Origin of the sequence: Aeromonas sp. RU39B, assembly GCF_900156095.1 — a bacterium.
GTDB lineage: Bacteria > Pseudomonadota > Gammaproteobacteria > Enterobacterales > Aeromonadaceae > Aeromonas.
This window is the reverse complement of record NZ_FTMJ01000001.1, coordinates 248,339-260,106: the sequence shown is the minus strand read 5'-3', so window position 1 is coordinate 260,106 and position 11,768 is coordinate 248,339. Positions and strand designations below refer to the sequence as shown.

The following is an 11,768-nucleotide window of genomic DNA, read 5'->3' as shown; positions in this document are numbered from 1 at the left end:
TTAAGATGGGATTACAGTGCTGGCGTTCATGAACATCATGGTGTGTTGTGATCGCCAGCCTGCCAGTTCGCACAGGAGGTAAGATGCAACGACGCAAAAGACCCAGCCTGGCGGGCAGAAGCAAAATCAGTTGGAGCCAGCGCCGCCGGGTGAAGCTCGGTGAACGCAAACGCAAACATCATCGCCGCCAACGTTCCGACTTTTTGCAGCCATCCCGTCAGGAAGCTGCCTGATCCGGCAGCACCTAGAGACAGGTCATCGTGAGGTGTCAAACACCTCTCCCCCATCCGGGCCCGTTATGGGCCCTTTCTATTTATAAGGCCCCAAAAACAACTATCCCGCCACGAGGCGGGATAGTCAGTAAACGGGAGCAGTACTTTTAGTAGAACAGGCGTTCGGCGCGCTCGCTCTGGGTAAGCCAGACCGGCTTGCTGCTGGTTTTGCACCAGACTCGGTGCAGATAGCTGTAAAAACGGGCCCGGTCCTCACGCATCAGCATCACAGGAAAGGCCACGATACCCAGCGCCAGCACACCGGTACGCCGCAATACGATTTGAGTCAGAGAATAGGAATGGTACATGATTCAACGCCTCACTGGTAAGACCACTGAACAAATAGTACTCCATGATTTGTAGTTTTACTACACCAAAATGAGGGTGAGATCACGAAAACCCCGGAGTTGCCAGTTTGTTATGAAAGTTTTAATCAACATTTACTAAGCACACCAAGAAACTTGCTCTGCAAGACCCGAGTGATACTCTTAAAGCAGGTCCCACATGGAAGGAGTGGATCATGCAACTGACCAACATGGCGTTGATCGCGGTCAGCACTCTGTTGCTCTGGTCTGAGGCACAAGACTGGAGGCTCAATAATGACGATGCGGTGCAACTCGAAGATCATCTGACCCAACATGCCAGCGCCTGGCAATGCGGTGTATTGCGCAATCGAATGGCATTTATGGAAGAGCGATTGGGAGCCTCTCCCCTGCTGCAGGAGCGGCAAACCATTGATGAGATGAACCACCATCTGCAGGGGCAATGGCGGCGCAAAGGGTGCGACCAAACATTAGAATCGCTGGAATAGCAAAAAGCCCGCTCATTTGAGCGGGCTTTTTAGAAGGTGGAGGCGCGTTCCGGAGTCGAACCGGACTAAACGGATTTGCAATCCGCTACATAACCGCTTTGTTAACGCGCCAAATCTCGAAAGAGATTGGAGCGGGAAACGAGACTCGAACTCGCGACCCCGACCTTGGCAAGGTCGTGCTCTACCAACTGAGCTATTCCCGCAGTGTCACACCAGTCTGGCTGACAACGAGGCGAATTATACGGAGCCACCGCATCGAGACAAGCTTTTTTTAGCAGGGAAATGGTGCTTTTGGTGTGTTTGCTTAATGTTCAGTCAGAAAGGGGCAGAAGTGGCTATCTTCTGAACTTTTTAGGTTGGTTTGATCCGTTAATCCAGCATGGCGTGACCCCTACTCGCCGTCTACTCCTCCCCGACGAGCAAGTTTGTTTTTATCCCTGGTCGTTTTTTAGTCTATCAATTAAAGGCTGTCTTTTTGGTTATACCGATAAAACGTCAGCCAGAATGAGAATCTAGCGCTACCATTTGAGTCATAACTGTAATTGCCAAGCAGTGACGGATCGCTTCAGGGAGAGACGCAAATATGAGCAAGCAGCAGGCGCCGGCCGGCAGGGAAGTCGAATTTGGTAGTGACGAGCAACTCGTCTCAACAACCGACTTACGGGGTGTTATTACCTATGCCAATGACCATTTCTGTCGTGTTGCCGGCTACACTCGCGAAGAGTTGATTGGCAAACCACACAATATGGTTCGCCATGCTGACATGCCCAAGGCCGCGTTCGGCGACTTGTGGAACCATCTCAAAGCAGGGCAGGCATGGCGGGGATTGGTTAAAAATCGTTGCAAGGATGGCAGTTATTATTGGGTCGATGCCTATGTCACCCCCTTATACGAAAACGGCAAAATCTCGGGCTATCAGTCGGTGCGTTGCCGCCCTCAGCCAGAGCATAAGGCCATTGCCATTGAGCTCTATGCCAAACTGCGTCAGCAGGAGAATTCCGGCAAAAAAATGAGTTTCTCATGGGGTCAGATGCGCCAGGGCTTGGCCATCGTTTCACTACTCTTGTGCGTCTTTGCTATGTTCTGGCAAATGGGTCTGGAGAAGGTGTGGTGGGGCCTTATTCCCCTGCTGCTGGGGTTGTTCCTGATGTACCGTGAGTGGATGACGACCCCCAACTATCTGCGTCAGCTGCAAATTGAATATGACAGTGTCAGCCGTCTGGTCTTCTCCGGTGAGGGGCAGCACAGCATTGCCGACTTTCATATGAAGCTATGGCAAGCCCGCATTCGGACGGTGTTGGGACGAGTCGATGACGCGACACTCTCTCTTAAAACTCTGGCCGATGGTCTGAGCCATTCGGCGACGGCGACCAGCAAAGACATCCGCGAGCAGGATATGCAGATGCAGCAGGTGGCCACAGCCGTCACCCAGATGGCATCAGCGGCTAACGAGATCACCCGCAACATTGAAGAGACCGGCCATCAAATCGAAGAGGCCAGACATCACTGCCTGCAGACCGATCAGCAGTTGATGGAGGCCGGGCGTGAAATGGAAGGATTAGCCACTCAAGCACAGAGTGCGTTTGACTCTGCCGTCGAGTTGGCCAACGAGTCGGATCGCATCGGCACCATCATGAGTGAGATTCAAGGCATTGCCGATCAGACCAACCTGCTTGCCTTGAACGCCGCCATTGAAGCCGCCCGTGCGGGTGAACAGGGGCGCGGCTTTGCCGTGGTCGCCGATGAGGTTCGCCTGCTTTCAACTCGAACCCACAAAGCCACTGAGCAGATCCAAGGCAGCATCAACCATATCCAACAAACGCTGGGGCAGTGGAAAGAGATGATGCATCGCAATCTGGGGCAAACGCAGACTTGTTTGGATACCACTCGTGCCGGCTCCGGCAACCTTCACCTGGTTTTGGAAGAGATCGACAAGATTAACGACTTCTCAAGCCAGATTTCGACAGCTGCCGCCCAGCAGCAGGCTGTGATTGAGGAGATCAGCCGCAACGTCAACCAGGTTTCGTCACTCTCCCACGATAACAGCCTCAAAATCGAGAAGGTCAGCGCCAGCAGTGAAGAACTGCTCAAGCGCGCCGATCAGCTCAAATCACTCAGCCGCACTTTTGGTTAACACCGGGGAGCTTGCTCCCCTTGTTCCGGCATGCCCCGTTGGTCACAATGGGGCATGAATACCACCCTCTGCGCCTTTGAGCGAATTGAACATCTGGTCTCGCTGATCCCGTCTGCTCGCGTTGCCACTTATGGGCAGATAGCTGATTTGGCGGGTCTGCCGGGTCGTGCACGTCTGGTTGGTCGAGTACTGAAAACGACTGAGCGACCATTGCCTTGGCACCGGGTACTGGGCGCCAGTGGTCGCATTTCATTGCCGCAAGGTTCCGACGGCCATATGCGGCAGGTAGGTCTGCTGCAAGAAGAGGGCGTCGTGGTGCTCGCGGGCAAGGTAAAACTCAAAGAGTGGCAGTGGCATCCCGATCTGGCTGAGTTACTGTTTTTACTCCCCTATTGAATGCAAAAAGGGTGGCTCACGCCACCCTCAGATTGCCATTACACAGCCTTACGTATTGCTCGATGCCTTTACCCGTCCGGCTCGGGTGACCCAAAGACTCAGCCCCATAGAGACCAGCAGGATCACAGCAACCACGCCCAGCGCCAGCATGGTCGGGATCTTAAAGATGTCGATGAGCAACATCTTGATACCGATAAACACCAGGATCAGTGCCAGACCGTATTTGAGCAGCACAAAGCGTTCGGCGACACCCGCCAGCAGGAAATACATGGCGCGCAGTCCCATGATGGCGAAGATATTGGATGTGAGCACAATGAAGGGATCGGTGGTCACGGCAAAAATCGCCGGAATGCTGTCGACGGCAAAGATAAGATCGCTCACCTCGACCAGCACCAGGATCAGCAGCAGCGGAGTGGCATAACGCAGCCCGTCACGCATCACGAAGAAACGCTCACCTTCCAGTTGCTCGGTGACACGAAAACGGCGGCGCATCCAGCCCAGCAGCGGGTTGTTGGCCAGATCAGGCTCCTTGTCCGCAGCCCACAGCATCTTGATACCGGTCAGCAGCAGGAAGGCACCGAACAGATAGAGGATCCAGTGGAACTGGCTGATGAGCCAGCTACCCGCGAAGACCATACCGGCACGCATAACGATAGCGCCCAGCACGCCGTACAGCAGCACACGGCGCTGCAACTCCGCCGGAATAGCGAAATAACCAAACAGCATCAGCCAAACGAAGACATTATCGACGGCCAGCGCCTTCTCAATCAGATAGCCGGTGAAAAACTCCACCGCTTTCTGCTCGCCCACATCGGCGCCAAACTGGGCGCCATACCACCACCAGATGGCAACGTTAAACAGCATGGCCACCGCCAGCCAGATCAGCGACCAGATACCGGCCTCTTTGAGCGACACCTTGTGCGCTTTGCCGCCGCCAACGAAGCGGATATCAACCCACAGCAGCACCAGCACGATAGCCAGGAAACCGCCCCACAACCAGCCTTGTTCCATTTTTAACTCCCCAGAAAAACAAAAACCCACAACCGAAAGGCGTGGGTTTGATGCATCTGGAGCAGACAGACCTCGCCTTTCGGCAAGGTCTCACTTACAGGCTGTCACCTGCCCGGCTACCGGATGCATAGCATCGAACTGACGATAGGCCGGCGAGAAGTTACTCCCCTTGTGACGCGCACAATAACAGTCTATTCACACCCTGCCAAGAAAAACATAGCAGGGGTGCCAGTGAAATGATGGGGCACCAGGCCCCATCGGATATTAAAGCGGATCGACTTTCAAACAAGAGAACGCGTGTCGGAAGTTACCTTCCAAAATCGGCCGGGTCTTGGCGCATTCCGGACCAGCTTGCGGACAGCGAGTACGGAAGACACAACCCGAGGGCGGATTCATCGGTGAAGGCAGGTCCCCTTCCAGAATCTGAATGGTCTTGTTGCGCTCAGCATCCGGGTCCGGGATCGGCACCGCAGACATCAGCGCCTTGGTATAGGGGTGCAAAGGATTGACGAACAACTCGTTGCCCTCCCCCAACTCGACCGCGTTACCCAGATACATCACCAACACGCGATCGGAGATGTGTTTCACCACCGACAAGTCGTGGGCGATGAAAATCAGCGACAGCCCCATCTCCTTTTGCAAGGACTTGAGCAGGTTGACAACCTGAGCCTGGATAGACACGTCGAGTGCCGACACCGGCTCATCGCAGATGATCATCTTGGGCTCGAGGATCAACGCCCGGGCAATCCCGATACGCTGGCACTGGCCACCAGAGAACTCATGGGGATAACGGTTGACCAGGTTAGGCAGCAGACCCACCTTGCTCATCATGGCCCGCACCCGGCTTTTCACCTCCTCTTTGGGAAGCTCCGGATAGAAGGTGACCAAGGGCTCGGCGATAATATCGCCGATAGTCATCCGTGGGTTAAGAGACGCCAGCGGGTCTTGGAAGATCATCTGGATCTCCTTGCGCTTCTCGCGCAGGGATTTCTGATCCAGCTTGGTCAGATCGTTGCCCAGCCACACCACATTACCAGAAGTGGCCGGTACCAAGCCGATAATGGCGCGGGCAAAGGTGGACTTACCGCAGCCAGACTCACCGACCACGCCCAAGGTTTCCCCTTCATACAAGCGCAGGGTCACGCCATCCACCGCTTTGAGCGAAGTGGGTTTTGCCCAGGGCCATGCCCGGTCACTCTTGATGCTGAAGTGCACCTTTAGATCGGACACTTCCAGCAGCAGCTTTTTCTCGACAGTCATACCGCCTCCTTGCCCATCACATCAGAAACCCAGTGGCATGCTCGCTGGCGGCCATCGCCAAACGGCGTCAATACCGGCGAGTCACTGCGGCAGTGATCGGCAACCCGGTGGCAGCGCTCCTGGAACGGGCAACCCTGGGGCAGACGCAGCAGGTTGGGCGGATTACCCGGGATGGTGGGCAACTCTTCCCCTTCGGAGTCAAGGCGCGGAATCGCGCGCAGCAGCCCCTCGGTGTAGGGGTGGCTGGGGCGATAGAAGATATCGTTGACCTTGCCGTACTCCATGGTCCGACCGGCGTACATCACCAGCACCTTGTCACAGATACCGGCCACCACGCCAAGATCGTGGGTGATCATAATGATGGAGGTATTGAACTCACGCTTGAGCTCACCCATCAGCTCCATGATCTGCGCCTGTACGGTCACATCAAGGGCGGTAGTCGGCTCATCGGCAATCAGCAGCTGCGGGCGGCACAAGAGAGCCATAGCGATCATCACGCGCTGACGCATACCACCAGAGAACTCGTGCGGATACATGCCGATACGCTTGCGCGCTTCCGGGATCTTGACCGCGTCGAGCATACGCACCGACTCTTCGAAGGCGGCTGAGCGGCTCATTCCCTTGTGCAGCATCAGCACTTCCATCAGCTGATCCTTGACCTTCATATAGGGATTGAGCGAGGTCATCGGGTCTTGGAAGATCATGGCGATCTTCTCGGCACGGATTTTGTTGAGCTTACGCTCGGGCAGATTCAGGATCTCGTCGCCCTGGAATTTGGCCGACCCGGTGATAACACCGTTTTTGGCCAGCAGCCCCATGATGGCAAACGCGGTTTGTGACTTGCCAGAGCCCGACTCACCGACAATACCTAAGGTTTCGCCAGCGTCGAGAGAAAAGTTGAGGTCGTTGACCGCGACCACATTACCGTCCGGGGTTTTGAACTCAACCCGCAGATCTTTTACATCAAGCAGCTTCATGAGCTCTCCTTAACGATCTTTGGGGTCGAGGGCGTCACGCAGACCATCCCCGAGGAAGTTGAAGCAGAACAGGGTCACCACCATGAAACAGGCGGGGAACAGCAGCTGCCACAATGCCACTTCCATCGACTTGGAACCTTCATCCAGCAGGGCACCCCAGCTGGTCATCGGCTCCTGAACACCCAAACCAAGGAAACTCAGGAAGGATTCGAACATGATCATGCCGGGCACCAGCAAGGTGGCATACACCACCACGATACCCAATACGTTCGGCACGATATGACGGGTAATGATCTTCCACTTCGACACGCCGCAGACGTGCGCCGCTTCGATAAACTCCTTGCTCTTGAGGCTTAAAGTCTGGCCGCGCACGATACGCGCCATGTCGAGCCAGCTCACCGCACCGATAGCGATAAAGATAAGCGCAAGGTTACGACCGAAGAAGGTCACCAGCATGATCACGAAGAACATGAAGGGGAAGGCGTTAAGGATTTCAAGCACGCGCATCATCAGGCTATCAAGACGCCCACCGATAAAACCGGAAGTCGCGCCGTAAAGGGTGCCGATGATGACCGCGACAAATGCCCCCATGATCCCCACCATCAAGGAGATCCGGCCGCCAAGCAGGGTGCGGACAAACAGGTCGCGCCCCAGACTGTCGGTACCAAACCAATGCCCTGTTTCCATGTCAGGAGCGGTCTGCATGGCATTCCAGTCCGGATCATCGAAGGTGTATTGGGACAGATGCGGACCCACAATGACCGCAGCCGAGATAATCAGCAAAATGATCAGGCTGGTCAATGCAGCCTTGTTACGCAGGAAACGGCGACGCGCATCCTGCCACAGGGAACGCCCTTCGACTTCCACCTGCTGCGCGAAGTTTTCTACCGCCTCGCGCTTCTGAGAACTAACTACCATGAATCACTCCCCTCAGTAGCGGATTTTCGGATCGATAAAGGCATACAGAATATCGACCACAGCGTTGAAGGCGATGGTGAGCGCGCCAACCAGAATGGTCAGCCCCAGCACCATGGAGTAGTCACGGTTCAAAGCCCCGTTGACGAACAGTTGCCCGATCCCGGGCAGACCAAAGATGGTCTCAATCACCACCGAGCCGGTAATGATCCCGACAAACGCCGGCCCCAGATAGGAGACCACCGGCAGCATGGCCGGACGCAGCGCGTGTCTTAAGATGATGTGACGCAGCGGCAAGCCCTTGGCACGGGCAGTGCGGATAAAGTTAGAGTTCATGGTCTCAATCATGCTGCCGCGCATGATCCGCGAGATGGCCGAGATGTAGTACATCATCATGCCAAACACCGGCAGCACCATAAACTTGGCCCCGCCGTCCTGCCAACCGCCGGCCGGCAACCAACCAAGATGGATACTGAACAGCAATACCAGCAGTGGCGCCAGCACAAAGCCCGGGATCACCACCCCGGCCATCGCCGTCGACATCAGCAGGTAGTCAATAATCGTGTTCTGTTTTAATGCGGCTATGGTGCCAAAGGTCACCCCCAGCAACACGGCAAACAAGAACGCAAAAGAGCCAATTTTGGCAGAGACCGGCAACGCCTGGCTCACCAGATCGTTCACGGTAAAGTCCTTGTATTTGAACGAAGGACCCAAATCTCCCTGTACCAGGTTACCCAGGTAGGTGAGGTATTGCATGCCAACCGGCTTGTCGAAACCGTACTTGGATTCGATGTTGGCCATCACCTCGGGGGGGAGGCTGCGCTCGCTACTAAAGGGGTTACCCGGAGCATAACGCATCATAAAGAAGGAGACCGTAATGAGGACCAACAGGGTTGGGATGGCCTCCAGCAGGCGCCTGAATATAAATTTCAACATAGACAATGACCCTTGTCTTTAACTGCTTCCAACAGGTGCTTTAGAGTAATGAAGGGCCCACCATGTCTGGTGGGCCCTTGTTTTCTTATATAGCAGACCCAGTCACATCAATGGGCAATGATGTACATGTCTTTGGTATAGAGGTTATCCAGCGGGTTTTCCGGATAGCCGCCCAGATAGGGCTTAACCAGACGGGCAGTCACGTACTGATAGATCGGGGCAATCGGCAAATCCTTGTCGAGGATAGCTTCTGCCTGGGCGTAAATCTTGTTGCGCTCGACCGAATCGGTCTTGCTGCGAGAATCCGCCATCAGCTTGTCAAACTCCGGATTGGAGTACTTACCGTCGTTGTTACCGTGAGTGGTTTGCTTCAGATCGAGCATGGAAGAGGCTTCGTTGTAGTCGGCAATCCAGCCGGCACGAGCAACGTCAAAGTTGCCGGACGACTTGGTTTGCAGATAGGTCTTCCACTCCTGGTTAACCAGGCTCACTTCTACACCCAGCTTCTTCCACATGGAGGCGACAGCAACGGCCACCTTCTTGTGGTTTTCGCTAGTGTTGTAGAGCAGTTCGAACTTAAGCGGGTGACCAGGACCGTAACCGGCAGCAGCCAGCTCTTCCTTGGCCTTGGCATCACGCTGAGCCTGGGTCAGCTTGGCCCACTCAGGAACAGCCGGCTTGAAGCCATCCATAAAATCCGGAACCAAGGTGTAGCCCGGAGTTTGACCCTGGCCCATCACCTTGTCTGCAATCACGTTACGGTCGATGGCGTAGGAGAGTGCAGTACGCACACGCACATCATCAAACGGCTTCTTCTTGGTGTTAAATTCGTAGTAATAGGTGCCCACGTAACCGGTCACACGCACTTCGTTCGGGCGCTCTTTCTTCAGGCGCTTGAAGTGCTCGATCGGGGTTTCATAGGTCATGTCCACTTCACCGGCCAGATAGCGGTTCATGTCCGCGTTCTGGGATTGGATCGGCAGATAGGTCACCTTGTTGATGACAGTCTTGCCGTCATCCCAGTATTGCTTGTTGCGCTCGAGAACGATCTTCTCGTTCACGACCCACTCCTTCAGAGTGTAAGCACCGTTGGAGACCATGTTACCCGGCTGGGTCCACTTGTCGCCAAACTTCTCGATAACCTTCTGCGGCTCCGGATACACGGTGGTGTGAGCCATCATGCTAACGAAGTAGGAGAGCGGTTTTTCCAGGGTGACTTCAAAGGTGTAATCATCAACGGCTTTGACGCCCAGATCTTCAGGCTTGGCTTTACCATTGATGATTTCATGCGCATTCACAACACCCGGGGTTTCCAGGTACCAGGAGTACGGAGAGCCAGTTTTCGGATCGACAACGCGACGGAAGGCGAAAACGAAATCATGTGCGGTGACCGGGTCACCGTTAGACCACTTGGCATCTTTGCGCAGGTGGAAGGTAAAGACTTTACTGTCTTTGGTGTCCCAGCTTTCAGCAACAGCGGGACGGATCTCGCCCTTCGGACCGGTAGTGACCAGACCTTCGAACAGATCGCGTTGAACGTTGGATTCGACGGTTCCCTCGGTTTTTGCCGGGTCCAGAGTTGCCGGTTCAGAGCCGTTGCCCTTCACCAATTCTTGTACCGCGGCCAGCTTGGTACCGGCCGGCACTTCTGCCGCCTGTACTGCGCCACCGAAAAGAGCTGCTACCAACAGGGTATTTATAATGGTTTTTTTATGAGTCATTTCCATACTCCAACAAGAACAGTCCATGCTGACATCCATCCGCGAGTCAAAACTCGCCCCCGCATCATTCACTGCACTATTGAGGTTTGCAATAGTCTTCAGTGCATTTTAATGGTCAAAACTGGATGTAAATTATCCATCGGCCAATAGCGGGGTGTTTTTCAACCGAACGGAGTTCTTTTTTTAAACAACCGCGGCCGATTCTAGGCGATAGCGTGAAGCAAGAAAACAAAAAACCGGCCAAACAGCCGGTTTATGACGCAAAGAGGCAACAATGAAATGGTGATGCTACATCAAGGCAGGGAACATCGCCTTGATACCGGCGACCATGATCTCAATACCCAGCGCCATCATGATAAGACCCATGATACGGGTAACCACGTTGATGCCGGTGTTGCCCATCAGACGAAACAGTAAAGGCGCAGCCCGGAAAATCAGCCAGGAGCAGAACGAGAAGATCACCACCACCACCGACATGCCAAGCAGTTGTTGCCAATGGCTCTGACTGGCATAGACGATGACCGAAGAGATCGCCCCCGGGCCGGCCATCAACGGCAGTGCCAACGGCACCACAGCAATCGATTCACGCGCTGCCAGTTCACCTTTCTCTTGTTTGTTATGACGCACTTCACCGAGCTTGCCTTGCAGCATGGACCAGGCAATCAGGGTGATCAGAGAGCCGCCGGCGATGCGAAATGAGGCCAGCGAGATGCCAAACGCATCCAGGATCCACTGCCCCAGAAACATGGATACCAGCAGGATAACCATCACCGCCAGATTAGCCGTGGTATTGGTCTTCATCCGTTCCACCGGCGACTGCTGACTGGTCAGGCTGACAAAGACTGGCAGCAGCCCGAGCGGGTTGATAATGGCGATCAAACCGATGAAAAATTTGAGGTAAAGGGAAAAATCAAATTCAGCCATGATGTTATTGTCACTGTGAGTCAACAAGGTCCGTATTACGGTGCGTAAATTTACATCAGAGCATCTCATCAGACCAATTAGTTAATCTTGGTCATACCCCCACCCTACGCAATAACCCAGCTAATGTTACGCAAAAAAGCAACACTACCGTTACATTCTGCGCAGTGCAAACCCAACCAGAGACCAACAAAAAGGTGCGTCAGGTAACGGTTTACCCGTTTTATCACTGCCAACTGAGTGCATCTTGAGCGCTCGAGACAGAAAGCGCCGAAGCAAGCCACCGCGTCAAAAATCGTCCCAGCGGAGCGTGACTCACATCACGCCAAAGTGGTGTTTTTTTCAGGGTTAACACTACAATTTCGAGCAAAAACAACTCTGTCAGGGAATGGTTAAGAACACACGCTAACACTA

Annotated in this window: 12 protein-coding genes and 2 tRNA genes; 4 read left to right on the top strand and 10 right to left on the bottom strand. The window is 54.4% G+C overall.

Going from position 1 to position 11,768, the window contains the following annotated elements; all coding sequences use genetic code 11:
* Positions 1 to 83 precede the first annotated feature (83 nt).
* On the top strand, positions 84 to 233 hold the full coding sequence (locus BW958_RS20455) for a hypothetical protein (RefSeq protein ID WP_179078800.1): 150 nt from the start codon (positions 84 to 86) through the stop codon (positions 231 to 233).
* A 146-nt stretch (positions 234 to 379) separates the two neighbouring features.
* On the opposite strand, the gene BW958_RS01160 is transcribed toward BW958_RS20455, so the two are convergent.
* Entirely contained in the window at positions 380 to 580 is a 201-nt protein-coding gene (locus tag BW958_RS01160; protein WP_076573520.1) for a YbfA family protein, read from the bottom strand.
* 212 nt (positions 581 to 792) lie between these two features.
* Here BW958_RS01160 and BW958_RS01155 point away from each other — a divergent pair, with 212 nt between their 5' ends.
* Positions 793 to 1,083, top strand: coding sequence for a hypothetical protein (locus BW958_RS01155; RefSeq protein WP_076573518.1), 291 nt, complete (start codon positions 793 to 795; stop codon positions 1,081 to 1,083).
* A 37-nt stretch (positions 1,084 to 1,120) separates the two neighbouring features.
* Here the strand turns inward: BW958_RS01155 and BW958_RS01150 are convergent.
* Positions 1,121 to 1,194 (bottom strand) — tRNA-Cys (locus BW958_RS01150).
* Between the two features lie 16 nt (positions 1,195 to 1,210).
* Positions 1,211 to 1,286, bottom strand: a tRNA-Gly gene (locus BW958_RS01145).
* A gap of 380 nt (positions 1,287 to 1,666) precedes the next feature.
* Between BW958_RS01145 and BW958_RS01140 the strand changes: the two genes are divergently transcribed.
* Positions 1,667 to 3,217: a methyl-accepting chemotaxis protein gene (locus tag BW958_RS01140; protein ID WP_076573516.1), complete on the top strand. Its 1,551-nt coding sequence runs from the start codon at positions 1,667 to 1,669 to the stop codon at positions 3,215 to 3,217.
* Between the two features lie 54 nt (positions 3,218 to 3,271).
* Complete coding sequence (locus BW958_RS01135) at positions 3,272 to 3,613, top strand: MGMT family protein (protein WP_076573514.1); 342 nt, start codon at positions 3,272 to 3,274, stop codon at positions 3,611 to 3,613.
* Positions 3,614 to 3,661: 48 nt separating this feature from the next.
* Here the strand turns inward: BW958_RS01135 and BW958_RS01130 are convergent, their stop codons facing one another.
* From BW958_RS01130 to BW958_RS01100, 7 genes are all read right to left on the bottom strand, one after another.
* Positions 3,662 to 4,624, bottom strand: a complete 963-nt coding sequence (locus BW958_RS01130; RefSeq protein ID WP_076573512.1) for a TerC family protein — start codon at positions 4,622 to 4,624, stop codon at positions 3,662 to 3,664.
* A gap of 264 nt (positions 4,625 to 4,888) precedes the next feature.
* The gene (gene oppF / locus BW958_RS01125) at positions 4,889 to 5,884 is read right to left on the bottom strand and encodes a murein tripeptide/oligopeptide ABC transporter ATP binding protein OppF (protein WP_076573510.1); all 996 of its coding nucleotides are present in this window, start codon (positions 5,882 to 5,884) and stop codon (positions 4,889 to 4,891) included.
* A complete protein-coding gene (locus BW958_RS01120; protein WP_076573509.1) occupies positions 5,881 to 6,861 on the bottom strand; it encodes an ABC transporter ATP-binding protein in 981 nt (326 codons plus the stop codon). The genes oppF and BW958_RS01120 overlap by 4 nt, the downstream gene beginning before the upstream one ends.
* 9 nt (positions 6,862 to 6,870) lie before the next feature.
* Positions 6,871 to 7,779, bottom strand: coding sequence for an oligopeptide ABC transporter permease OppC (oppC, locus tag BW958_RS01115; protein WP_076573507.1), 909 nt, complete (start codon positions 7,777 to 7,779; stop codon positions 6,871 to 6,873).
* A 12-nt stretch (positions 7,780 to 7,791) separates the two neighbouring features.
* Positions 7,792 to 8,712: an oligopeptide ABC transporter permease OppB gene (gene oppB, locus BW958_RS01110; RefSeq protein ID WP_076573505.1), complete on the bottom strand. Its 921-nt coding sequence runs from the start codon at positions 8,710 to 8,712 to the stop codon at positions 7,792 to 7,794.
* Positions 8,713 to 8,819: 107 nt separating this feature from the next.
* Positions 8,820 to 10,433, bottom strand: a complete 1,614-nt coding sequence (locus BW958_RS01105) for an ABC transporter substrate-binding protein (RefSeq protein WP_076573504.1) — start codon at positions 10,431 to 10,433, stop codon at positions 8,820 to 8,822.
* Positions 10,434 to 10,721: 288 nt separating this feature from the next.
* Positions 10,722 to 11,357 carry a YchE family NAAT transporter gene (locus BW958_RS01100; RefSeq protein ID WP_076573502.1) on the bottom strand — a complete coding sequence of 212 codons (636 nt, stop codon included), beginning with the start codon at positions 11,355 to 11,357 and terminating at the stop codon, positions 10,722 to 10,724.
* Positions 11,358 to 11,768: the final 411 nt, after the last annotated feature.

What these genes read in the sequence shown, in the direction of transcription:
- BW958_RS01155 (WP_076573518.1), top strand. Translation starts at nt 793, where the DNA reads ATGCAACTGACCAACATGGCGTTGATCGCGGTCAGCACTCTGTTGCTC.
- BW958_RS01140 (WP_076573516.1), top strand. Translation starts at nt 1,667, where the DNA reads ATGAGCAAGCAGCAGGCGCCGGCCGGCAGGGAAGTCGAATTTGGTAGT.
- BW958_RS01120 (WP_076573509.1), bottom strand. Translation starts at nt 6,861, where the DNA reads ATGAAGCTGCTTGATGTAAAAGATCTGCGGGTTGAGTTCAAAACCCCG.
- oppC (WP_076573507.1), bottom strand. Translation starts at nt 7,779, where the DNA reads ATGGTAGTTAGTTCTCAGAAGCGCGAGGCGGTAGAAAACTTCGCGCAG.
- BW958_RS01160 (WP_076573520.1), bottom strand. Translation starts at nt 580, where the DNA reads ATGTACCATTCCTATTCTCTGACTCAAATCGTATTGCGGCGTACCGGT.
- BW958_RS01100 (WP_076573502.1), bottom strand. Translation starts at nt 11,357, where the DNA reads ATGGCTGAATTTGATTTTTCCCTTTACCTCAAATTTTTCATCGGTTTG.
- BW958_RS20455 (WP_179078800.1), top strand. Translation starts at nt 84, where the DNA reads ATGCAACGACGCAAAAGACCCAGCCTGGCGGGCAGAAGCAAAATCAGT.
- BW958_RS01105 (WP_076573504.1), bottom strand. Translation starts at nt 10,433, where the DNA reads ATGACTCATAAAAAAACCATTATAAATACCCTGTTGGTAGCAGCTCTT.
- BW958_RS01130 (WP_076573512.1), bottom strand. Translation starts at nt 4,624, where the DNA reads ATGGAACAAGGCTGGTTGTGGGGCGGTTTCCTGGCTATCGTGCTGGTG.
- BW958_RS01135 (WP_076573514.1), top strand. Translation starts at nt 3,272, where the DNA reads ATGAATACCACCCTCTGCGCCTTTGAGCGAATTGAACATCTGGTCTCG.
- oppB (WP_076573505.1), bottom strand. Translation starts at nt 8,712, where the DNA reads ATGTTGAAATTTATATTCAGGCGCCTGCTGGAGGCCATCCCAACCCTG.
- oppF (WP_076573510.1), bottom strand. Translation starts at nt 5,884, where the DNA reads ATGACTGTCGAGAAAAAGCTGCTGCTGGAAGTGTCCGATCTAAAGGTG.